The organism is Alteromonas mediterranea DE (genome assembly GCF_000020585.3).
Taxonomy (GTDB): Bacteria; Pseudomonadota; Gammaproteobacteria; order Enterobacterales; family Alteromonadaceae; genus Alteromonas; species Alteromonas mediterranea.
Window position 1 is genome coordinate 653,490 of record NC_011138.3, and the last position, 23,231, is coordinate 676,720.

Sequence of the window (23,231 nt, forward strand, 5' to 3'; positions counted from 1 at the left end):
TTTGCTGCCACCACTAGCCGATTAGCCAGCTTGTTTAAATTATTGAAAATAAGATAAAACAACCCTGTGCGAAAAGCCAGATGTTAACGGCATTGCTGGATAAAAGAGCGAGTTTAGAAAGCTGGTGATGTTGAATGTTGGCGTTGCGATGTTGATGAAAAGCCCGTTGCTAAAGCCGTTGAAACAACCGAGAAAGCTAGCCGCGAACACGACCTAGCGAAACAACCTTGATGCTGGAATGTCACGTTTGAACCCACATTTTAATGCTGTAAGTAAATGACGCCTAACTTCCAAATATGGGGCGCAAACACGTGTGCAACAATGGCGAAGCCGCGCACGTGTTTGCGTCCCAGCGAGCGGCAGCGAGTGCCATAATTTGTTTGTTATGTGACTTTACCCTAAATAAGAGCATGCTTTTTGTACTTTTTAACAAACACTTTAGCTTCTGCCAACGTTGAAGGGTAAGAAACGTTGCAATAGCTATTTTTGATAGGCCTGATTTTTTGAAAATAGAAACCATGGTGGACGAGGTATGCCACCTTTTTCCATTGGGCGATATCAGACTTTTTTGGTGCTTTGAAATGCCGGCCTAAATTATAAGTAACACCACCACAAGAAACACACTGGCCGTGCAATGGATAATCGCATGGCGCACCAGGAAAGCTACGTTGAAAAGAGGTTTTGCAGTCGAGGCAAGCATACGCCATAGAATACTTACCACTTGAAAAAGAAGCTTTGTCTGGTTTGACTGGTTTAGTTCTGTAACCAGAATCCCATCTCAGTGCTTTTTTAGTATTTCTATCCATGAATATCCTGAGCCACATAACTTTTAAATAAGGGGCGCAGGAATGTGGGGCATAATGGCGAAGCCGCCCCGCATGTATGCGTCCCAACGAACGAAGTGAGTGACTTAATTTTTTTGTTATGTGACTTTGCCAATACAGAGTACCTAAGTTTTATGGAATTTAAAAACTGGATATATGGCAACCAGAGCGAACATAAAAAACACTTCGAAGGCCAGAAGCCCACTAATTGCTATTAAGATAATGTTAAGCGCTAACTGTTTATTGGACATATCAAAGTACCTACGCAACCAGTCTATTTCACTGAGCAGATAGAAAAAAATGACGAATGCAAAAGTACAACTAGCTAAAACATTGAGCTTGAAAACACAAGGAAGTATGAAGAAGCAACTATATAAAAAAAGGACCAATAACTGTATCTTAGGAAGTTGCAGTCTGTCTTCATTAGTCATTAGATGATTCTATTCCCTTAGTCACATAACGGCCCGCATAACGGGCAAAAATACGTAGGCTATAATACTGAGCGAAGCGAAAGGAGCCTACGTGTTTTTGTCCCAGCGAGATAATTGGACTCCCCAACCTAATAGGTTGGTCTAACATTTACGTTGTCACACACAAAGGTTAGATAGGAGTCCATCTATGTATAATATGCTCACTGGTGTAGATTTAGCAAAAAAAGAGATCCAGGTTTGTGTCGCCAAATCGAATAAGATAGTTCGTAATATGCCGATGACGCCCACTGCTTTTTCTAATTGGCTAGCCACTCAAAAACCAATGACAGTTGTTTTTGAAGCGTGTGCGACGTCAAATTATTGGTATCAATGTGCGCGTGAATACGGGCATGATGCCCGTTTAATATCAGCTAAGCTTGTATCGAATATTCGTCAAAACCAAAAGACTGATAAGAACGATGCTGAAGCGGTTTTACAGGCATCACAACTTAGTAACGTGAATTTTATTAGCGGGAAGTCTAAGGAGCAGCAGGAGCTTCAATCACTTGTCCGTATGCATCAACTATCAGTAAAGCATAAAGTTGCTTACGGGAATCAACTCTGTTCGTTACTTTTAGAGTTCAACATTAAGTTGTCACCAACAGATGCGGGTTTGAACAGTGCAATACAGTCGATATTGGAAGATGCAGAAAATGGATTTAGCGCGATATTCAGAGAGGCATTACACACGGCATGGCATCAATATCTCAAGAGTATAGAGCTCGTAAAACACTACGAAAAGAGTGTAGCTAGAGCCAGCAGAGCATCAGAAGCTTGCAAAAATCTCATGAAGATAGAAGGTGTTGGCCCGACAAATGCGGTTAACCTGTACATAGCGCTAGGTTGTTGTGAGTTAGGCGTTTTCAAAAAAGCCCGAGACGCTGCTGCGTGTATCGGTTTAACGCCAATACAACATTCTTCAGGTGGTAAAGTGCGTTTGGGGTCTATAGGTAAAAATATACGGAACTCGTCATTGCGCGCTAACTTGGTCGCAGGTGCGATGTCAGCAATAAACCAGGCGGTTAAACGTGATTCGCGAACGAAGAAAGATGAATGGATTAAAGGGCTAGTAGAGCGGAGAGGTAAACGTTGTGCAGCTGTAGCGCTGGCCAACAAAACAGTTAGAACAGCATTTTCGTTGCTACGCAACGGAACTGATTACAAAGCAGAGCTATTATCTGCTTAGTTTAGTTTTAAGTTAACAACTAAATGCGCCATACAAGATAAAAATCAGCTTGGTAAGCCAGTGCTGCGCTCAGGGAATAAAAGCCCGCCAGCGAGATGTGGCATCAAGTTCGCGTAAATATCATAGAGCCGGGATAGCTTCCCATTATGAGCTCGTACATAAGCACGCATTACATCTTGAACGGTAAAAATAGTTGTTGACTATGGGGAGTCCACATAAGCGCAGCGAGTGTTAATGCGTTTGTTAGCTGCCACGCCCCTATTAACCCTGCATTACACGTGACAAAAATTCAAACGGGTCGCCAATGTGATAGTCCCAAGTTCCATTTATAAGGAAATAAAACGACGCACCTAAGGTTGCAAGCAACACGACTTGTCCAATACGAATGACGTATTGTGGTGTAATTGGTTTCTCTACTTTATCACTAAAAAAATGAATGAAGTCCAGCATTAAGCCGAAAGTTAATAAAAGAGAAAAGGCTAAGAAAAAACCAGAAAACCGTGATGTTTGGTCCAAGACTAAGAAATAATCTGTTAGCGCGACCCACCAACATAGACAAATTCCGGAAAATGCTGCGGCGGGCGTGTAGTCGGTTGATTTACGAAATTCAAAAGAACTTATCTTGTTACTACCCGCTCCATAGGCAATCCAAATGAAGAATAATAAATAAAATACAAAAGAGCGTTCGTCATGCCTTTTGATGTCGAAAACTACAAAGCTTAAAAATAAAACGATGGCTAAAATGAGAACAAAATGAATGAAGTTTGTTTTATCTAACGAACTTTTGTTTACGTATTTTTCCAAAATAGCCTCTATTGCCTCCATGCTGGCAGCTAACTTTTCAATAACGGGCGCAGACATGTGGGGCATAATGGCGAAGCCGCCCCGCGTGTATGCGTCCCAGCGAACGAAGTGAGTGTGTTGATTGAGTTGTTATATGCGTACAATTTAAAACCTTTTACACATCCACTTTAATAAAAACAAACCCTAGCTACATAGAGGATGATATTTGTTTTAGGTAATTATTTATTTGCCCATCGGTAACAATAGAACCACCCAACAGGTGGAATCAAGAAGTTGAGCAAGAAGGCGTAAATGGCAACCAACCCGATATTGTCAGCCTTTCCTTTAGCAAATTTGATGGTAAGAAAAATTACAACTAAAGCGAGGATGAAGAGTGCTTGCCCCCAAAATGTAGCGTTTAGATTCATAGAATTCCTTATTGATGAGCTTCCTGAAAAGCATATAACTTTTAAATAAGGGGCGCAGGCATGTGGGGCATAATGGCGAAGCCGCCCCACGTGTATGCGTCCCAGCGAACGAAGTGAGTGCGTTTATTGGGTTGTTAGGTGCGCTCACGCTAAGACCCCATTTAGCAGCATACTAGGCATAAAAAAGTAAAAAGCCAATAAGCCCGAACTTGTAAATAGAAGTGCGACGGCACAAAAAGAAGCTTGAACTAAAAAGAAGGAAGGTTTAGCGGATGCACTATGCCTAAGAGCTACTAATGAGGTTTTTAAACATTCTTTAATCGCTTGGTATTTAGTTGAGAACCAAGAAATGATAGGGGCTAGGCTAGCAAAAACGAGAGCAAATGCGATTTCCACACCGCCTAATTGAACTAAGAAGGCTATCTCGGGCAAAACCGCCGCTGCAACAACCATTGCGATACCGATAACTGCGCGTTGTAGATTAGTTAATTCATTCCATGATTTCATAAATTTTCCTTTTAGCACCTAACTTTTAAATAAGGGGCGCAGACATGTGGGGCATAATGGCGAAGCCGCCCCGCGTGTATGCGTCCCAGCCTGCGTAGCAGGCGACTTGATTTTTTTGTTAGGCATGTTCGTCCACAACCTTCAGTTGCGATATGTCCATTACCCTTACATGTGTTTGGTAATAGTATTTACCAGTAGGTTTGCCATCTGATAAAAATGCAATCTTAACCCGCTGAGCCTTACCATTAACTACTATTGCTTTATTTAAAAAATATTCCTGCGGCGGCATCCCATATTTAGCTGATAATTGTGAAATTACTTTTGGGTGTAAAGCGACGGTTACTGCTCTCTGATCGCGATAGTCTTTTTCAGTATTTAAATAGACATATTGCCCTTGGCTACCAGTTGCGACTATTTGAAGAGTGTATTGACCAGGAACACCTTTGGGCGCTGAATCTGCCGCGGCCTTTATTATTTCCATCGGATCTGAGAATGTAGATGTAGTGTGCGAGGTTGTGGAAGTGCAACCAGCGAGTAAGAAGATAAAAGCTAAAACAACATTTTTCATAATTTATTTCCTTATAAATGCCTAACACCCCACTAAGGGGCGCTAACACATGGGCTAAAATTAGGAACGAAGTGACGCAGCCCATGTGTTAGCGTCCCAGCGAGCAGCGCGAGTGCCTTTAGTGTTTTGTTAGTTGCCTAGCCGAAAATATTAGCATATGTCACATATAGCCCAAACGCGATATAGCCTAAAGATATAATGGCGTTGAGAAACCAAACAAAGCGCCAAAACAAACCTTTAAAGTTAAAAGTCTTTCGTATTTTAGGACTTAGTAGCGCAACTGTCGAAGTGATAGAGCCCAAAGCTGAGGAACAAAATAGTGGAAGCACTATAAACATTAATAAGAGGCCAGCAGCACCCGCAGATGCCCCGCTTGAGTCAGGTTCTATTGGAGCTAAGATCCAATACGATAAGCAGACCGATATAAATAAAGATAATAAACTAAGTAATTGAAGGCTTCTCATATGACCCTTGGCAACTAACACCCGCATAACGGGCAATAACACGTAGGCTAAAATTGGAGCGAAGCGGCTGAGCCTACGTGTTATTGTCCCAGCGAGCTTGCAAGCGAGTTAATGCGCTTGTTAGGTCTGTTGCCCGTTTAGTGTGTCCAGTGTTGAGCCAAATGACGGGTTAAATGTACGAGCATAACCCAATTCTACGACATCAATTTCTTTGGTTGCCACATGTGCTTTATCATTGGCATCAACGACTGCTATTTTAATCTTCGTTTTGCCATTTTTTTCTTTAGGATAACTTGCTCCCCAGCATTCTTGCTGTTCGAAGTAGATCACACCATTAACAACTCTGCCTTCGGTTAGGTAGGTATTTGCAGCTATTCCAGTCAGAGAGTTTCCTTGGAGCAAAAAAGGGAATACTTTAATCTTGTCCCCGATCTCGCAATGAAAATCCTCTAATGCTGCAGTTTGAAAGTCTAGCCAAAACCAGCCCAACCTGTATTTAAACCACTCTTTGCGGAATGGTTTTATATCCCAATGGTATCCGACCTTAACATATTTAATTTCAGAAGGAGCGCTTCCAATATTTGCAACGCTTAAATACAGAGCAATGGCTGTTTTATGTGTTGGTATTCCGTTGTCTAAGTGTCCTGTAATAGTCGTTGTTGTGAACGTTGGGCCAGGTATTAGCGATAATTTGAACCTTGGCTTTTTCTGAAGAGCGCGAAATATTCCGCTAATCCATCCGAATAGAAGTGTTAAAAGGAATATTATGACGGCTAAAACGCCTTGGTTATCGTTTAACCATTTCAGAGACGAAGTGTAAAATTCCATTTTGAAGACCTAACTTTTAAATAAGGGGCGCATACACATGGGCTATAATGCGAAGCAGCCCACGTGTACGCGTCCCAACGAACGAAGTGAGTGACTTAATATTTTTGTTAGGTGCCATCAATGCAATCCAAAAGCTAACTCGAATAGATTGAGAACACTGGGTATATCCCAAGCCCATGTACCTTGTGTAAAGAAATAGCGTGTTGCAGCCATATAAAGCAGGCCGAAAAGAACCCAAACTGCTACTTTGAATGCCATTAGCTTCTCATCAGATACAAAGCGCGTTTCTGCCCTTTTTGTGAGCTCTCCGTTCACAGCCATTGCATTCAGTATTGTTATTAAAATAATGAAGCCAGTGTATTTGGACACTACTTCTGGAGTTTTATAGTCGATTATCGCTAACCAGCAAACAAAAAAAACCATCCCGAATGGGCCAACTATTTCATAATTAGTTTCTTTTTTCTCGTCGCCAAAAGACCAGTATTGCATGTTTAGTTGGTTAGTTTGAAAGTAATATATGGCTCCAATAAATCCAGCAATAAGTAATGATTGGGCCCTTTGAGTATCACTGGAAAAATCGAAAATGAATAGCATCAACACAAATGCGATGAGCAAAAATGCAAGATGAAAAAATTCTTTTATGTTAAACAGTGGCTCAGACTTCATTGGCACCTAACTTTTAAATAAGGGGCGCAGGCACGTAGGGCATAATGGCGAAGCCGCCCTGCGTGTATGCGTCCCAGCGAACGCAGTGAGTGACTTAATTTTTTTGTTAGGCGACTATTTACCAACCGCTTTCACAAGAGTATCTACAGCTTCTTTAGCTGCGACATGAATATTTCTAAGTGTTTCAATGATTTCGCCACTATATTCTGGCCTATCGATAAAAAGCCATGTTTCGACAGGCAGGTCCAATTCTCTCAAGAATACATCTGTAGTTGGCGGCACTATTCGTTGCAGATCCTCTGCCTTATACTTACCCAATGGCCAAACCACATCCTTTTTACAGCGACCAAAACCACCATTGACAATTGAGTTTGGAAAGTCTGGCACTTGCTGTTGAACGCTTACACTATTAATTCGAGTGAAATTACCAGCAGGCACAGGAAATTTGTGCTTATCATCAATATTTATTTCATGAAGTAGGCACAGAAAACGGTTCCCAGTATTTCCGAGATGGCAATTTAATGATTTTAAAGCCAGAAAAAAGGTGTCTCCTAATGAGTGGCCCAACCTTGATTTTATAGTTTGCTCTAAACTTTCTTCGTCTTTAGATATAGGAAAATAAACTGCTTTATGTTTTTCAGGTGGAATTGCAGGCGATATAAGCTCCCAATACAATTGATCTAACGCAGACCGTATATTGTGGAGTGCTTCACCACACCGAATAACTAGTTTCTTCAAAGACAAATCGTGTTTTAATGCGAACAAAGCTCTAGTTCTGTTGAAGAAATCAGTTTCAAGTGCATAACCAAAAGGCGGATTTTGAAGCAAATATTGGTTAATTTCTCTAATTTGTTCGTCAGCTCTTTCTAACTTTAAATATGCATTTTCTGCAATGGTCATATAATACTTCCTTGTCGTTAGCCTAGTCGCCTAACTTTTAAATAAGGGGCGCTGGCACGTGGGGCATAATAACGAAGTGGCCCCGCGTGTTAGCGTCCCAACGAGCGCCAGCGAGTGACTTTATTTTTTTGTTATACCCCATTGCTACCTTACTGACTAATTTTATAGTGAAAAATGTAACCGCAGTCTGAATAGGTAACAGCAAATGACAATTCCTCTATTAGCTCCTTGCCAACCATAGCGCGCACGGTGGACTCATCGGTGGTACTAATTGGAAGTATAAATTCATTTGATGCGACACCATTTCCTTTGAAGAGTCTGACACCGGTGAATTGATACTCGTTAAACTCTATGGGGAAAGCTATATCCAATATTATAGAAGTGCCATTGTCTTTGCGGCTATCAAAGACTTGAGATTTCCAGCTGACAAAATCCTGCTCGGTTTGAACTGGAGGTTTCTGACAGGCAAGCGCCTCAAATACTGAGCACAATAAAAAAACAAAAGTTAGTATTTTCATGGGGTATAACTTCCAAATATGGGGCGTAAATACGTGTGCAATAATGGCGAAGCCGCGCACGTGTTTGCGTCCCAGCGAGCGGCAGCGAGTGCCATAATTTGTTTGTTAGGCCACATATCCACGTTGTTTTAAAAAACCAATTGCGCCACATGTAATGCCAGTAAAAACACCGATTATTCCATACCAAAGCCCAGCCTCCCCAAGTGGTAATGTGTTATGCACTACTGAATAGGTGATTGCCGAATATGAACAGACTAAACCTATACCAGCACCACTATAACCATAAATTACGCTATTCTGATTTTGAGGTGTTTTTGATGAAATCGGCATAAGCTTTTCTGCTGGGATATTTAATGCGGCAGAAAGCGCTAATTTGGTTTCTAATGAAGAAGTACCTGAATTTTCGGCACGTTGGACTGTTCTTAAGCTGAGTCCAGAAGCTGTAGCGAGCTTTTCCTGTGACCACGACTTTTCGAGTCGGAGTGCTTTTACTAAATCTGAGTTAATCATTTCTTCCATTTTTATGCTCCTTTAAAAAGAGCATTTAGTTTTCCATTTTAGTTGATGCAACGGCTACGTCATAGATATGACAAACAACCGCCAAAGGTCAAATTTGGGCCTAACTTTCCAATAACGGGCGCAGGCATGTGGGGCATAATGGCGAAGCCGCCCCGCATGTATGCGTCCCAGCGAACGTAGTGAGTGAGTTTATTGGCTTGTTAGGTTTTGGTGGTTCTGTATACATAGNAGANNCNNAGCAATCACTAGCCCCCACAACATGCTATTTGAAATATACAAACCAAAGTAAAACAAGTCGGAACCTAAAAAGCCTTCTCTTGGTAGAGTCGCATAGAAGTCATTAATTGGAAATAGTAAAAGCTCTACAAATGAAGCCCAGAAAGTTGCGATTCTATTCAAATAGTCGGGAGTTTCATCACTAAATCCATAGCCAAATGAAACAGTTAAAAGGGCAAATAAATTAACACCAGTAAAGACTGAATGTATCAAAGTCCATTTCAAAAAAAGCTTCATAAAAACCTAACTTCCAAATATGGGGCGCAAACACGTGTGCAATAATGGCGAAGCCGCGCACGTGTTTGCGTCTCAGCGAGCGGCAGCGAGTGACATAATTTGTTTGTTAGGTTGCGGTCTATATACCAGAGTAAATGACTTCAACATTATGAGCCTTATATCTTTGAGTGTCGTCAGTGTAGACTTTTATTAACACTGCACAATCATATAGAAAATAACGTACACAGTTATAATTTTTATCTTTAGGAGACGCATCAAATAGCCCTAAGTCACTATCGTAGTGATAGCCAATGTTTAGCTTATTTAAAGAAATTTCTATTTTTTCTAGTGAGTCTCCCACCTTTAAAGCGCTACTCAGTTCTTTATCAATTTCTGAGGCAGTTATCCCTCCAATATTTTTTTGGCAATAGCTCAGTAAAAATATTATTGGTACCAAGAAAACCAGAAATTTCTTCATAGCAACCTAACTTTTAAATAAGGGGCGCAGGCACGTGGGGCATAATGGCGAAGCCGCCCTGCGTGTATGCGTCCCAGCCCGCGAAGCGGGCGAACTTAATTTTTTTGTTATACCTGTTCTTCTGCGGAGAGCGATTTGCTCCATTTGCAAACCTCTCCTTTGCTATTTGCAAAAATCCTATCTTCCACATGTAAACTATCCCAAACTGCTGCGCATTCCAACTTAACGCAATCTTCCAGGTTAGCAGGAGTTTCGATACCATTGCAGTATGTTGAGAATGACTTATTGATTGAGTCAAATTTATAAAATGTGTGCGATCTGCCGAACAGTTTGTGACTATTTAGTTTCCCGACTTTAGGCCAGCCTTTCTTACCCAGTGCATATTTCATAACCCAGACAATAAAAATAGAATCATTAAAAAGATCCGAAAACTGAGTTTGGCGAGATTTAAATGTTCTATTACTGAATGCTACAAGCGGAGATTCTAGAACTAAGCCGTATGAAAAGGAATTATCTGGTAGGCGGATTTCCACTACTTTTCCTAATTCGAAATTACTAGCCAAATTGAGGTTCCTTCAAAAGGTATAACTTTTAAATAAGGGGCGCAGGCGCGTGGGCTATAATGCGTAGCAGCCCACGTGTATGCGTCCCAGCGAACGAAGTGAGTGGCTTAATTTTTTTGTTATGTGCCGCTGTAATAATTTTCAGTCCACCCTATCAAAGGCATAAACTTTTCGACTTTCAATTTTTGCCCAACTATACATGAACGCTGGCAAACAATGTTTACTATATTGCCATTATTCAGTCTTACAGATGCTTGGTATATATTGGACTTATTGCGGCCCGAAATGTTCGTATTATCCCAAACCGAAATAACTTCACCTTGATAAGTTTCAATTAAACGACCACGTATAAAAATTTGGTCAACAAATAGATAAAGCCCAATTAAAAATGTGATTGATATAATTGAATACTTAACTATGGTTTTCGATTTCAACTAAAATCCTCAAGGCACATAACTTTAAGCTAAGCGGCGCAGTTGCGTGGGGCATAATGGCGAAGCCGCCCCGCGTAAATGTGACGTGCTCCAATAGATTCACACACCCAGTTAAGAGATAATTATCTCAACTGGAGTGTATATGAAAACCCGAAAAAGCTACTCGAAAGAATTCAAACTGGATGCGGTGAGTCTGGTTACAGAACAAAATTACAAGATTACTGAGGCTGCTCGCAGTCTTGGTATCAGTGCCAATATGTTAGGCCGCTGGCTTAAAGAGCAAGAATCAGAAGGGGCTCACGCATTTCGTGGCAATGGTAAGTTGACGCCCGAGCAGGAAGAAATTCGCCAACTGCGAGCAGAGAATAAGCGCCTGAAAATGGAGAAAGAGATCTTAAAAAAGGCAACGGTCTTCTTTGCCAAAGAAACCAAGTAAAATACGGTTTCATCACCCAACATAAGAAGACCTGGCCGATTAGCCTGATGTGCGAGATTCTTGGTGTCAGTCGCTGTAATTACTATAGTGCCGTGCGACGCAAGGAACACATTGAACCGGATCCGCAACATGATGAGTTAATTGAGTGGGTACAGAAAGTAGCAGATGCCAGTGACTTTACCTATGGCGTAAGACGTATGAAACGCGCGTTGAATTCGCTTGGTTATCCGGTTGGAAAACAGCGAACGAGAGCCTTGATGAAAGAAGCTGGAGTGAGCGTCAGACGACGTAGAAAATACAAAGTCACGACTAACAGCGACCATCAGCAACCTGTCTTCGATAACGTGCTGTCACGCGACTTTGATGCTCAAAAGCCAGACCAGGCGTATGTCTCTGACATTACCTACATCTGGACGCAAGAAGGCTGGCTGTATCTGGCCGTAGTGATTGACTTATTCTCACGAAAAATCGTGGGCTGGAGTATGGCATCGCGGATGAATGCCCAGCTTGTGTGTGATGCCTTAACGATGGCTTTGTGGCAACGTAAACCTAAAGTGGGCCTGATACATCATTCGGATCGCGGCTCTCAATACGCAAGCCGACAATTTAGACAGTTACTGACGCAATACAAGGTAACAGGTAGCATGAGCAGGAAAGGTGATTGTTGGGACAATGCCGTCGTAGAAAGCTTCTTCGGCACATTGAAACAAGAGCGAGTGCAGTGGCGTCACTACCAGAGTCGCCGTGCTGCCCAGCAGGATATTCTGCAATACATCACTATGTTTTATAACAGTCAGCGAATGCACTCATATCTGGATTACAAGAGTCCAAATCAATATGAGGCTGACATGGCTAACTTACAAAAAGCGGCTTAACTGGGTTGTGTGATTTTGGTTGACCACGTCAATGCGTCCGAACGACCGAAGGGAGTGACTTAAGCGCTTTGTTAGAAGCAGAGCCTGTTCCCTTGGCCTTTTTAAAAACTAATAAAGCCAGCATACGATTGATTATTAACACAAACAAGTAAAACAACAGCGCAGTGATGGTATTGATTTGACTGAAGCAAGCTGCCATTCGAGCCGACAAACGCAATGGCGCTTACTGATTCAAAATAAGAGCTAGTCGATAAAGCGCCTATTGCGCAACCTTTGAAGTTAATGCGGCGAAGTTAAAACCACTTAAAGCCGTAGCGATTTTTGAAACAGCAGGCGAGGGAAGTTGAACTGATATTTTTATAAAGCCAAGCGTAGTCTAGGCTGACGCCTTCTAACTTTCCGATAACGGGCGGAGACATGTGGGGCATAATGGCGCAGCCGCCCCGCGTGTATGCGTCCCAGCGAACGCAGTGAGTGAGTTTATTGAGTTGTTATGTTGCACAGCCCAATACGGCCTATTTTTCATTAAAAACCATTTGCTTAAAGCATGCTATTGCTTTTTTAACATCCTTGAAACTTTGCAGTTCAAAGCGATACCCACGTTCAAAATAGAATACTTCAATTTCACTACGTGCATCATAGATACAGAAGCCTTCGTAAGACGGAAGGGTGTCTATTGCATAGATTGACTCGTTCACGCCACGAGCAATCATTTCTTTTTTCAGTTCTTGGAGTTCAATTCTCATCGTGCTACATAACTTGTAAATAAGGGGCGCAGACGCGTGGGCTATAATGCGAAGCAGCCCACGTGTATGCGTCCCAGCGAACGAAGTGAGTGACTTAATTTTTTTGTTAGGTGCGTTTATGAAAAATGACACAGGCCTGCCTTTTTAATGTAAGGCGCTAAAGCCGCTATCGTTTTGTTGTCACGATACCAAACAATGTAAGTATAATCCCATTCCTCTGAGATAACGCATTCTAGTTCTGGAACTACAAACTGATAAAACTGTGAAGAGTCTTTATTCAATGATTGTTCATAGCTATCAAGAACAGCTGAAACGTTGGTAATTTTAGTTAGAGTTTCAGTGTTGCAATTTACCTTTTGAATTTGAAACTTACTTTCTAAAAGAACTAAGAAGTTGTGGAATCTTTGCCACTCATGCTCAGTGACCGAATCCAGTTTGTGCTGGTTGTTTTTACCAAGCCAACCACCAGACCATAAGGAAATGTATTCCTTTTGAAATTCCGACTTTACTTCCGAATCCTGAAAATATTTGTGATACATGGTTTTACTTGAAGCACCTAACTTCCAAATATGGGGCGCAAACACGTGTGCAATAATGGCGAAGCCGCGCACGTGTTTGCGTCCCAGCGAGCGGCAGCGAGTGACATAATTTGTTTGTTATAAGCCACTGTTAAAACTGCCTTGTTTAGATTTTTTATAGTTTAACCACATTGTAACGGAAAGAACAAAGCCACCGAGCAGTATGAGAAGAGCGTTATTGGTTTGTGTTGACTGAAGTACTGGCAAAAACGTGTTGAGCCATAATGGAAAAAAGAAAGCAAAAGGAATGACTACACAAATAAAAGCAGCAAAAAAGAAATAGCAGAGTGCATTGTTGGCTAGCCCTGATGGCGTTGGCCAGCCGAAGCGAAGGTTTAACGACTTGTGGCCTTTAACCAACAAGTTTAATGCAGCCAAATATAGGGCCACGCCTATTATAAAAAAGAATATTTTCATGGCCTTAATCTGGCTTATAACTTTTAAATAAGGGGCGCAGGCATGTGGGGCATAATGGCGAAGCCGCCCCGCATGTATGCGTCCCAGCGAACGGAGTGAGTGGCTTAATTTTTTTGTTAGGTGCATGTAGATACATCCTAGCTTTCCCTGCCAAGATAAGCCCTTAAAGAAGAAATTAAACCGTCATTATTGAATGTTACAACGTCAACGACAAAAAGTACTTCTGTTTGATTGACTACAATCTTGAGCTCTCCAGAGACCGAATTATCGTTTTCCATAATGTTTAAGATTTCGATTTCTAAACTTGAAGCGTTGTCAAAATTCTTCTGAGTTTCCGATATGGCGACAGTTTTACCATGAACAGAAATTTTCCAATCTCTCAGATGAATATCGGGAGCAAAAAGGTTCGAAATCGCTTCAATATCTTTGTTTTGATAGCTGAGAAGGTAAGATTTAAATTTTTCTGAATTATTCATTTCCAATCCTTAGAAGCACCTAACACCCGCATAACGGGCAAAAATACGTAGGCTATAATACCGAGCGAAGCGAAGGGAGCCTACGTGTTTTTGTCCCCAGCGAGATAATTGGACTCCCCAACCTAATAGGTTGGTCTAACATTTACGTTGTCACACACAAAGGTTAGATAGGAGTCCATCTATGTATAATATGCTCACTGGTGTAGATTTAGCAAAAAAAGAGATCCAGGTTTGTGTCGCCAAATCGAATAAGATAGTTCGTAATATGCCGATGACGCCCACTGCTTTTTCTAATTGGCTAGCCACTCAAAAACCAATGACAGTTGTTTTTGAAGCGTGTGCGACGTCAAATTATTGGTATCAATGTGCGCGTGAATACGGGCATGATGCCCGTTTAATATCAGCTAAGCTTGTATCGAATATTCGTCAAAACCAAAAGACTGATAAGAACGATGCTGAAGCGGTTTTACAGGCATCACAACTTAGTAACGTGAATTTTATTAGCGGGAAGTCTAAGGAGCAGCAGGAGCTTCAATCACTTGTCCGTATGCATCAACTATCAGTAAAGCATAAAGTTGCTTACGGGAATCAACTCTGTTCGTTACTTTTAGAGTTCAACATTAAGTTGTCACCAACAGATGCGGGTTTGAACAGTGCAATACAGTCGATATTGGAAGATGCAGAAAATGGATTTAGCGCGATATTCAGAGAGGCATTACACACGGCATGGCATCAATATCTCAAGAGTATAGAGCTCGTAAAACACTACGAAAAGAGTGTAGCTAGAGCCAGCAGAGCATCAGAAGCTTGCAAAAATCTCATGAAGATAGAAGGTGTTGGCCCGACAAATGCGGTTAACCTGTACATAGCGCTAGGTTGTTGTGAGTTAGGCGTTTTCAAAAAAGCCCGAGACGCTGCTGCGTGTATCGGTTTAACGCCAATACAACATTCTTCAGGTGGTAAAGTGCGTTTGGGGTCTATAGGTAAAAATATACGGAACTCGTCATTGCGCGCTAACTTGGTCGCAGGTGCGATGTCAGCAATAAACCAGGCGGTTAAACGTGATTCGCGAACGAAGAAAGATGAATGGATTAAAGGGCTAGTAGAGCGGAGAGGTAAACGTTGTGCAGCTGTAGCGCTGGCCAACAAAACAGTTAGAACAGCATTTTCGTTGCTACGCAACGGAACTGATTACAAAGCAGAGCTATTATCTGCTTAGTTTAGTTTTAAGTTAACAACTAAATGCGCCATACAAGATAAAAATCAGCTTGGTAAGCCAGTGCTGCGCTCAGGGAATAAAAGCCCGCCAGCGAGATGTGGCATCAAGTTCGCGTAAATATCATAGAGCCGGGATAGCTTCCCATTATGAGCTCGTACATAAGCACGCATTACATCTTGAACGGTAAAAATAGTTGTTGACTATGGGGAGTCCACATAAGCGCAGCGAGTGTTAATGCGTTTGTTATGTGACCTTAGCTCGCCGTTTAATGTAAAACACTGTTACACCTAAACACAAAAGCCACGCTATAAACTTTAACAAGAACACAAAAGCAAACCAGATAGGCCTGTTTCCAAATGAAACTGTATCAGTTACCCGCAGATTTTGTATTTCTAGATTGATTATTGCGCCCAGTAATTGATGACCTAACCAAATCACTAGAAAAAGAGAAATAAGAAACCAGAGTAGATTAACAGTTCCTAATTTTTCGAGCTTCATCGATTTCCCTTGGGCACATAACTTTCCAATAACGGGCGCAGACATGTGGGGCATAATGGCGAAGCCGCCCCGCGTGTATGCGTCCCAGCGAACGTAGTGAGTGTGTTGATTGGGTTGTTATATGCGTTCATGTACATCCTTGAACGCTCTCGTCATTAAAAATATGCCAAGCCCTGATAGCAACCCAATAACATTACTTACGATAAAAATACCACTTTCATTACTTAGTAGAGGGATAATATAAACTGTAGCAGGGATTGCCACTATATTTGCAGTTAGGATGATGATTAGACCCACTTTGAAAAATGTAGATGCTTTAGTTTTTTGTTTACGGATAACAAAAAATGAAATGAGTATGAAAAGAATAAAACTGATATTAACTAATAAAGTCGGTATCAAAACATCCATTTAATTACCTCTTTCCGGAAGAGCATATAACTTCCCACTAAGGGGCGATAACACATGGGCTAAAATTAGGAACGAAGTGACGCAGCCCATGTGTTTGCGTCCCAGCGAGCGGAGCGAGAGCCTTGAGTGGTTTGTTATGTGCCTCCCACTAAGACCTCCATACTGTCTTTACCGTACATACATGTATACCTTATTTTCATGTTTATCTTATTTCTTATTATTTGCGTAACTTTTTCATCAAATTCTTCAATAACGGGGTTTATTTGAAGAAGTCGCTTCTCAAAGCCAGCTTTGTAAGTTGTACCTTTCGTAGGTAAGTGAAACTCAAAGTTAAACATCTTTTCAAATGGATCGACCTGGAGCTCTTCGAAGATTTTCTGGTATGGTTCTTCATAAGGGTTTTCGATAACTTTGTCATTGTAGTGGATACTGAATGACTCGATAACTGCTGGTCCCAACCCTTGATTTTCCAGTGTATAAAGGAGTCCGTCTCGAGTGTCAGTGTTAACTTGAAGCTTTGGTTTAACTGATAATCGATTATGTTTTCTAGTTAAATATCCCTGCCATACGGCCACACCCATAGCTGAGAGTGCTATTACAACAGAAGAGAGAGCGAAAAGCTCAGATAAGTCCATTGATATCATTCCAATTATTAGCACGTACCAGCTTATTATTTATGCACTAATGCCTATTAATGATAAGACTGCGACAATTACACCAATAATAGCAACAACAACCGCAGCAAAGCCTAACCACCAGTTTCTTTGATTTTTCCTCCGTTCATATTCAAACATGAGCCAACTAAATGGACTGCCATTGTCATAACCGACGAATTGAGATTCTCGTATGGCATTTTCCAAGTGCTTTGTTTTTAATTTTTTAATAACTTTAGGGTTACGAGTTCCAAGATCTCGATAGATATCTTGAGTTCGTTCACTTAATGATTCCCACGCTCCCATTAAAACTCCATCGTTTCTTGCTCAAAGCACATAACTTTTAAATAAGGGGCGCAGGCATGTGGGCTAAAATCCGAACGAAGTGAGCAGCCCACATGTTTGCGTCCCAGCCTGCGCAGTAGGCGAGCTTGATTTTTTTGTTATGTTTTGTTTTTAAAAACAACATACCGAAATATTAAAGTCTGAACCGAAGCAATTACGCCAAGTATCCAAGGGCCGTTAGTAGTGCCACTTACCAGTGAAAAGGTAACTGGTAAAACCATGTAAAACAAATAGTTTGTTTTTTTGTACTTACAAGCCAGCCAGTGAACTGGAAACCCGATAATTAACCAGCCTGCTATAGATACCAGTAGGAAAACTCCAATATAGAGCGAAAAAGTTGCTATTAATCCAGGGATTTCGGAACTTTGTAAGTTATCTGCGCCGATAAGAAAGATCGCTGGCAACAGTAAACTAGATGTCAGCAAGCTCCTTACTATTGCTTTATCCCAATCACCTAAGTACACCTGTTCCCCTGAAAAACATAACTTTTAAATAAGGGGCGATAACACGTAGGGCATAATAGCGAAGCGGCCCTGCGTGTTAGCGTCCCAGTGGGCTTTAGCCCACGACTTAATTTTTTTGTTATGTGCTACTTTGTTCTTCAAAAGAGAACCCCTTAAAAACAACCTTGAAGATAGAGCCTGAACGCATTTCAATTATATGGTTGTAAGCGTCGCCAGCGATACTAATGCGATGATCCAATATATCTCCATGGAAAGTGTCGTTTGGGTTAAAACTATTTTCTGAACTTAAGAACTCATAGGCGACAACATCTGAATAGATTAACACTAGTGTTCTATCATGTTGTTGACCAAGTAGCTTTAATGTCACTCTTAACGAGCATTCAAATGGCCGTGTATTGTTTCTAAGTTCTTCTATACACAGCGAAGATACCCATGAATCGTGAAGTGATTGAGGGTGATTCAATTCGTAGTGATCTTCGTTTGATGCAAAAGAAAATAGCTCTGGAGGCATAGACTTCCTGTTTGCCTTAATTGAATCCATATAATCGTCGAAGCTAATATTCATTACACAGTACTTTCCTTGGCACATAACAATTTAATCGTTCCCTAAACGGGGCGATTTAACGAACCAGAACGGGGTTTTTGTCCGTTTGGTTATAAATATGATTAAACCATAACCTATCGATAGGATTAGTAAAATACGTTTTTGGTGTATTTTACTCAAAAGCTAAAAACACCAAATCGGGTTGCAGGTGAATTTGGGATATTTCGTGAGTGCCTTTGCAACAAAACAGGCACTAAAGTCAGTTATCTCGTTGCGATTTATCAAATAGACTTCTTTTATTTTGGAGTCGAATATGAAGTCTCAGTTTATTAAATCCCTGTACGAGCACATGATGCTCAAGCGCTATGCAAAGCGTACTATACAAACCTACATAAACTGGATTTCAGATTACATTCGTTTTCACAAATTTCAGCACCCGAAAGATCTCGACGTGTTGCATGTTGAAGCATACCTTACTCATCTATCTACCAAGCGAAAAAATGCGCGGTCTACACAAGCCACAGCACTTAATGCATTGGTCTTCCTGTACAACAAGTATTTAGAACAGCCACTCCCTTCTGACATGAATTTTGTAGGAAGCGGAAGGGAAAGAAAGCTGCCAGTTGTGCTAACCCAGTTAGAAGTAAAAGCATTGCTTGGTAGGGTGCCTACCCATCATTACTTAGCAGTAGCACTTCTTTATGGCAGTGGCCTTCGATTAATGGAGTGCGTGCGTCTTAGAACGGGAGATATAGACTTCGACTACAAGTGTGTGAGGATTTGGTTTGGGAAAGGGGGCAAGCATCGAGTGGTAACACTGTCAGAATCACTTATCCCACTTTTAAAAAATCATATCAGTGAAAGTGAAAAACTTTTGCAACGAGATTTGATGGTGCCAGACTTTGCTGGTGCTTGGATTCCACATGGGTTGAGGAAAAAGTATCAACAGCGCAATAAAACGCTGGAATGGCAGTATTTGTTCCCTGCATCAAAGTTAAGTATCGATCCAGAAAGCAAGCTATTACGGCGTCATCATATAGATGAAAAACAGATACAACGCGCGGTAAGTCGTGCTTCAAGTGATGCGGGAATAATCAAGCATGTTACGCCTCACACGCTTCGTCATTCATTTGCTACTCATTTACTGCAATCTGGCGCAGACATCAGAACGGTGCAAGACCAACTAGGTCATGCCGATGTTAGAACCACTCAAATTTATACCCATATACTTCAACAAGGAGCGAATGGTGTCGTCAGCCCACTTTCTAATTTAGCGTTTTAGTTTTTTGTTCACGGAAAACAAAAAAGGGCCCGAAGGCCCTTTTCAAAATTTAGCTTTAAAAGCGCTAATTTAAACGCTTATACACGCTCAAATACGGTAGCAATACCTTGGCCTAAACCAATACACATAGTCGCTAAGCCTAGGCTTACGTCTTGTGATTCCATTAGGTTGATAAGCGTACCTGAGATACGTGAACCAGAACAACCTAGCGGGTGACCAAGTGCAATAGCACCACCGTTAAGGTTAATCTTAGTATCTAGGTGGTCCATCCAACCTAGTTGCTTAATGCACGATAGTGCCTGTGCAGCGAACGCTTCGTTAAACTCAGCAAGTTCAATATCGTCCATAGTTAGGCCAGCGCGCTTAAGGGCTTTTTGTGTTGCTGGCACTGGGCCGTAGCCCATAATTGCCGCATCACAACCCGCCACAGCCATCGAGCGAATTTTCGCACGTGGCGTTAGGCCAAGTGCTTTCGCACGGTCTGCTGACATAAGTAGCATACCTGATGCACCGTCAGACAACGCAGAAGACGTACCCGCAGTTACGGTTCCGTTTACTGGGTCAAACACTGGGCGAAGCGCCGCCATGCTCTCAGCAGTACTCTCTGGGCGTACTACTTCATCGTAGTCAATTAGCTTTAATACGCCGTTTGCATCGTGACCTTCAACAGGCACAATCTCGTTAGCCCAGCGGCCTTCAAGGTGTGCTTTGTGCGCTAGCTGATGCGAACGTGCGCCAAAAGCGTCTTGTTGCTCACGAGTAATACCATTTTGACGGCCAAGTAGCTCGGCTGTCATACCCATCATACCCGACGCTTTCGCTGTGTACTTGGCAAGACCTGGGTGGAAGTCGATGTTGTAGTTCATCGGTACGTGACCCATGTGCTCAACACCACCAATCATGTAAATGTCACCACGGCCGCTCATGATGCCGCTTGTTGCATCGTGAAGGGCTTGCATTGATGAACCACATAAACGGTTAACCGTTACCGCGCCCGTTGTGCGTGGAATTTTTGTGAGTAGTTGCGCGTTACGTGCAACGTTGAAGCCTTGTTCTTTAGTTTGCTGAACACAGCCCCAAATGATGTCTTCAATTTCCGCTGGATTTACGCCAGGGTTACGCTCTAGTAGCGCGGTCATTAGTGCTGCAGATAGGTCTTCTGCACGCACATTTTTGAAAACACCGTTTTTTGAACGACCCATTGGGGTACGTACGCAATCGATTACGACCACTTCTTTCATTAGTTTTTCCTCCGGGTCTTATGCGAAATAGGATTTACCAGAAGCGGCCATTTCACGAACGCCATCTGAAATCTGATAAATTGGACCAAGTTCAGCGTACTTGTCTGCCATAGCAACAAAGTTCGCCAAGCCAATGGTTTCAATCCAACGGAAAATACCACCGCGGAATGGAGGGAAACCTAAGCCGTAAAGTAGCGCCATGTCTGCTTCAGCTGCGCTATCTACAATGCCTTCTTCTAGGCAGCGAATTGCTTCGTTTGCCATAGGGATCATAAGGCGTGCAATAATGTCGTCAGCTTCAAAGTCTGTCTTCTCAGCTACGTGGGGCGCCATTAGTGCATATGCTTCTTCAGCAGGTGTTTTCTTAGGCTTACCGCGCTTATCAACACCGTAGTTGTAGAAACCTTTACCGTTTTTCTGACCTAAACGCTCTTCTTTGTAGAACAGGGTTACTGGGTCGTTGTCTAGGCGAGCCATACGCTCTGGAATACCTGCTGCCATTACGTCTGCTGCATGATCGCCTGTGTCGATACCTACAACGTCCATTAGGTAAGCCGGGCCCATTGGCCAGCCGAAGATTTTTTCCATTACTTTATCAACAGCAACAAAGTCAGCGCCGTCGATAAGTAGCTTACTGAAGCCCGCAAAGTATGGGAACAATACGCGGTTTACCAAGAACCCTGGGCAGTCATTAACCACAATAGGGGTTTTGCCCATTTTAAGGGTAGCGGCTACTACTGCATTGATGGTTTCTTCTGACGTTTTTTCGCCACGAATAATTTCAACAAGCGGCATGCGGTGCACTGGGTTGAAGAAGTGCATACCACAGAAGCGCTCTGGCTTGTCTAAGCTTTTAGCTAGCTGATTGATAGAGATAGTAGAAGTGTTTGAAGTGATGATAGCGTCGTCCGCTACATTGTCTTCTACTTCTTTAAGTACAATACCTTTTACTTTCGGGTTTTCTACAACCGCTTCAATAACAAGGTCTGCATCTTTAAGCGTGCTGTACTCAAGGGTAGGTGTAATTGCGTTAAGCGTTTGCGCCATTTTAGTCGCATCAACTTTACCGCGCTTCATACCTTTACCAAGAATTTTGGCGGCTTCTGAAAGACCAAGGTCTAGTGCACCTTGGTTAATGTCTTTCATGATAACTGGCGTGCCTTTCACGGCGCTTTGGTATGCAATACCGCCGCCCATGATACCTGCACCTAGTACAGCGTTAAGCTTAGATTGCTTAGTGGCTGCTTTCGCCTGCTTTTTACCTTTACCTTTAACCAGCTGGTCGGCAAGGAAAATACCAATTTGCGCTTTCGCTGCGTCGGTTTTTGCAAGCGCTACAAAGCCTTCGTTTTCAAGCTTAAGTGCACCGTCACGGTCTAGTACAGAAGCTTTTTGCACTGTCTCAACCATTTTGTGAGGAGCTGGGTAGTGTTTGCCAGCTTGGGCAAATACCATGGCTTGAGCAGTACTGAAGCTCATCATAGCTTCGTTTTTGTTTAGCTGTAGCGGGGCTTTCTTAACTGCACGACGTGCTTGCCAGTCAAACTTACCGTCAGCGGCGTCTTTCACCATTGAAAGCGCACCTTCAACTAGCGCCTCTGGTGCTACAACCGCATCAACTGCACCTTCAGCAAGGGCTTTCGCGCCTTTTCTGTCGCGGCCAGTGGTCATCCACTCAAGGGCGTTATCTGCACCTATTAAGCGAGGAAGGCGAACCGTGCCACCAAAACCAGGCATAAGGCCTAGCTTAACTTCTGGTAAACCGATTGAAGCTGTTGTGTCTGCAATACGCATGTCACACGCCAATGCCATCTCACAACCACCACCTAGCGCAAAGCCATTAACAGCAGCAATGGTAGGGAAAGGTAGGTCTTCGAAGCGGTCGAATACTTGTGACGTATTGGCAACCCACTGTAGTACTTCAGCATCGTCCATAGCGAAAAGACCAGTGAACTCGGTGATATCTGCACCTACGATAAATGCAGGTTTTGCACTGCGTACTACTAAGCCTTTTACATCGCCTTTAGCAAGTAGGGCTTGGGTTGCTTCGTCAAGTTCGCTCACTGTTTGGCGGTCGAACTTGTTTACTGAACCTTCGGCGTCGAATACCAGCTCAGCAAAGCCGTCATCTAACAGGCTGACGGAAAGACTTTTGCCTGTGTATATCATTATCATCTCCTTCGGCATTGGCCAGGATGTTAGTGAAGTAATCCAACTAATTTGTAGGGTCGTATGCATTCACTAACGCGTTAGGGTGGCTAGATTCTTTACAAAGCCACACAAAATTTCAACAAAAAATCAAACAAGCGTTTCAATTTGTCTAAGGTAGTGGTCCGATGACTTAAATTCAAGTGCAAATATCGAATTCAAGCTTCATTTCGGCATTGGTGGTTGTATAATGAGCGTTATTGGCGCAAAGCG

26 protein-coding genes are annotated in these 23,231 nt (G+C 42.3%); 4 read left to right on the forward strand and 22 right to left on the reverse strand.

Annotated features, from left to right (window positions below; genetic code table 11):
- Positions 1–398 precede the first annotated feature (398 nt).
- The gene (locus tag MADE_RS03020) at positions 399–806 is read right to left on the reverse strand and encodes a hypothetical protein (protein WP_012517134.1); all 408 of its coding nucleotides are present in this window, start codon (positions 804–806) and stop codon (positions 399–401) included.
- 636 nt (positions 807–1,442) lie between these two features.
- On the opposite strand from MADE_RS03020, the gene MADE_RS03030 reads away from it, so the two are divergent.
- Positions 1,443–2,480 (forward strand): IS110 family RNA-guided transposase, encoded by a 1,038-nt coding sequence (locus MADE_RS03030; protein WP_012517136.1) that lies wholly within the window; start codon positions 1,443–1,445, stop codon positions 2,478–2,480.
- A 261-nt stretch (positions 2,481–2,741) separates the two neighbouring features.
- On the opposite strand, the gene MADE_RS03035 is transcribed toward MADE_RS03030, so the two are convergent.
- The 11 genes from MADE_RS03035 to MADE_RS03095 all read right to left on the reverse strand — a co-directional run bounded on the left by MADE_RS03035 (position 2,742) and on the right by MADE_RS03095 (position 10,194).
- On the reverse strand, positions 2,742–3,305 hold the full coding sequence (locus MADE_RS03035; RefSeq protein WP_232363095.1) for a hypothetical protein: 564 nt from the start codon (positions 3,303–3,305) through the stop codon (positions 2,742–2,744).
- Positions 3,306–3,502: 197 nt separating this feature from the next.
- A complete protein-coding gene (locus tag MADE_RS03040; protein WP_012517138.1) occupies positions 3,503–3,691 on the reverse strand; it encodes a hypothetical protein in 189 nt (62 codons plus the stop codon).
- 144 nt (positions 3,692–3,835) lie between these two features.
- A complete protein-coding gene (locus tag MADE_RS03045) occupies positions 3,836–4,198 on the reverse strand; it encodes a hypothetical protein (protein ID WP_012517139.1) in 363 nt (120 codons plus the stop codon).
- A gap of 118 nt (positions 4,199–4,316) precedes the next feature.
- The gene (locus MADE_RS03050; RefSeq protein ID WP_012517140.1) at positions 4,317–4,766 is read right to left on the reverse strand and encodes a hypothetical protein; all 450 of its coding nucleotides are present in this window, start codon (positions 4,764–4,766) and stop codon (positions 4,317–4,319) included.
- A gap of 584 nt (positions 4,767–5,350) precedes the next feature.
- Positions 5,351–6,058, reverse strand: a complete 708-nt coding sequence (locus MADE_RS03060) for a hypothetical protein (RefSeq protein ID WP_012517142.1) — start codon at positions 6,056–6,058, stop codon at positions 5,351–5,353.
- Between the two features lie 117 nt (positions 6,059–6,175).
- On the reverse strand, positions 6,176–6,724 hold the full coding sequence (locus MADE_RS03065) for a hypothetical protein (RefSeq protein ID WP_012517143.1): 549 nt from the start codon (positions 6,722–6,724) through the stop codon (positions 6,176–6,178).
- 114 nt (positions 6,725–6,838) lie between these two features.
- Positions 6,839–7,624: a hypothetical protein gene (locus tag MADE_RS03070; protein WP_012517144.1), complete on the reverse strand. Its 786-nt coding sequence runs from the start codon at positions 7,622–7,624 to the stop codon at positions 6,839–6,841.
- Positions 7,625–7,773: 149 nt separating this feature from the next.
- Complete coding sequence (locus MADE_RS03075; protein WP_012517145.1) at positions 7,774–8,142, reverse strand: hypothetical protein; 369 nt, start codon at positions 8,140–8,142, stop codon at positions 7,774–7,776.
- 105 nt (positions 8,143–8,247) lie between these two features.
- Entirely contained in the window at positions 8,248–8,661 is a 414-nt protein-coding gene (locus MADE_RS03080) for a helix-turn-helix transcriptional regulator (RefSeq protein ID WP_012517146.1), read from the reverse strand.
- A 631-nt stretch (positions 8,662–9,292) separates the two neighbouring features.
- Positions 9,293–9,631, reverse strand: coding sequence for a hypothetical protein (locus MADE_RS03090; RefSeq protein WP_020744876.1), 339 nt, complete (start codon positions 9,629–9,631; stop codon positions 9,293–9,295).
- Positions 9,632–9,738: 107 nt separating this feature from the next.
- Positions 9,739–10,194 carry an Imm26 family immunity protein gene (locus MADE_RS03095; protein ID WP_012517148.1) on the reverse strand — a complete coding sequence of 152 codons (456 nt, stop codon included), beginning with the start codon at positions 10,192–10,194 and terminating at the stop codon, positions 9,739–9,741.
- Between the two features lie 576 nt (positions 10,195–10,770).
- On the opposite strand from MADE_RS03095, the gene MADE_RS03110 reads away from it, so the two are divergent.
- Positions 10,771–11,939 (forward strand): IS3-like element ISAma1 family transposase gene (locus MADE_RS03110; RefSeq protein WP_085929700.1). Its coding sequence is split into 2 segments (ribosomal slippage): positions 10,771–11,020 and positions 11,020–11,939, totalling 1,170 coding nucleotides; the frame shifts between segments, so codons are not numbered across the junction.
- Between the two features lie 515 nt (positions 11,940–12,454).
- Here MADE_RS03110 and MADE_RS20650 read toward each other — a convergent pair.
- From MADE_RS20650 to MADE_RS03130, 4 genes are all read right to left on the reverse strand, one after another.
- Positions 12,455–12,685 carry a hypothetical protein gene (locus tag MADE_RS20650; protein ID WP_167539666.1) on the reverse strand — a complete coding sequence of 77 codons (231 nt, stop codon included), beginning with the start codon at positions 12,683–12,685 and terminating at the stop codon, positions 12,455–12,457.
- 116 nt (positions 12,686–12,801) lie between these two features.
- On the reverse strand, positions 12,802–13,296 hold the full coding sequence (locus MADE_RS03120; protein WP_012517153.1) for a hypothetical protein: 495 nt from the start codon (positions 13,294–13,296) through the stop codon (positions 12,802–12,804).
- A 45-nt stretch (positions 13,297–13,341) separates the two neighbouring features.
- Positions 13,342–13,641 carry a hypothetical protein gene (locus MADE_RS20485; protein ID WP_148291021.1) on the reverse strand — a complete coding sequence of 100 codons (300 nt, stop codon included), beginning with the start codon at positions 13,639–13,641 and terminating at the stop codon, positions 13,342–13,344.
- Positions 13,642–13,817: 176 nt separating this feature from the next.
- Positions 13,818–14,156, reverse strand: coding sequence for a nuclear transport factor 2 family protein (locus MADE_RS03130; RefSeq protein WP_012517155.1), 339 nt, complete (start codon positions 14,154–14,156; stop codon positions 13,818–13,820).
- Positions 14,157–14,337: 181 nt separating this feature from the next.
- Between MADE_RS03130 and MADE_RS03135 the strand changes: the two genes are divergently transcribed.
- On the forward strand, positions 14,338–15,375 hold the full coding sequence (locus MADE_RS03135) for an IS110 family RNA-guided transposase (RefSeq protein WP_012517136.1): 1,038 nt from the start codon (positions 14,338–14,340) through the stop codon (positions 15,373–15,375).
- Positions 15,376–16,415: 1,040 nt separating this feature from the next.
- Here MADE_RS03135 and MADE_RS03150 read toward each other — a convergent pair.
- The 4 genes from MADE_RS03150 to MADE_RS03165 form a co-directional block, all read right to left on the reverse strand.
- The gene (locus MADE_RS03150) at positions 16,416–16,916 is read right to left on the reverse strand and encodes a hypothetical protein (protein ID WP_012517158.1); all 501 of its coding nucleotides are present in this window, start codon (positions 16,914–16,916) and stop codon (positions 16,416–16,418) included.
- Positions 16,917–16,955: 39 nt separating this feature from the next.
- Positions 16,956–17,240, reverse strand: coding sequence for a hypothetical protein (locus MADE_RS03155; RefSeq protein ID WP_012517159.1), 285 nt, complete (start codon positions 17,238–17,240; stop codon positions 16,956–16,958).
- 137 nt (positions 17,241–17,377) lie between these two features.
- Positions 17,378–17,743 carry a hypothetical protein gene (locus MADE_RS03160; protein WP_020744878.1) on the reverse strand — a complete coding sequence of 122 codons (366 nt, stop codon included), beginning with the start codon at positions 17,741–17,743 and terminating at the stop codon, positions 17,378–17,380.
- Positions 17,744–17,861: 118 nt separating this feature from the next.
- The gene (locus tag MADE_RS03165) at positions 17,862–18,308 is read right to left on the reverse strand and encodes a hypothetical protein (protein WP_012517161.1); all 447 of its coding nucleotides are present in this window, start codon (positions 18,306–18,308) and stop codon (positions 17,862–17,864) included.
- Between the two features lie 292 nt (positions 18,309–18,600).
- On the opposite strand from MADE_RS03165, the gene MADE_RS03170 reads away from it, so the two are divergent.
- Positions 18,601–19,569, forward strand: coding sequence for an integron integrase (locus tag MADE_RS03170; protein ID WP_012517162.1), 969 nt, complete (start codon positions 18,601–18,603; stop codon positions 19,567–19,569).
- Between the two features lie 77 nt (positions 19,570–19,646).
- On the opposite strand, the gene fadA is transcribed toward MADE_RS03170, so the two are convergent.
- Entirely contained in the window at positions 19,647–20,810 is a 1,164-nt protein-coding gene (gene fadA, locus MADE_RS03175) for an acetyl-CoA C-acyltransferase FadA (RefSeq protein WP_012517163.1), read from the reverse strand.
- 18 nt (positions 20,811–20,828) lie between these two features.
- Positions 20,829–22,979 (reverse strand): fatty acid oxidation complex subunit alpha FadB, encoded by a 2,151-nt coding sequence (gene fadB / locus MADE_RS03180; RefSeq protein WP_012517164.1) that lies wholly within the window; start codon positions 22,977–22,979, stop codon positions 20,829–20,831.
- Between the last annotated feature and the right edge of the window lie 252 nt (positions 22,980–23,231).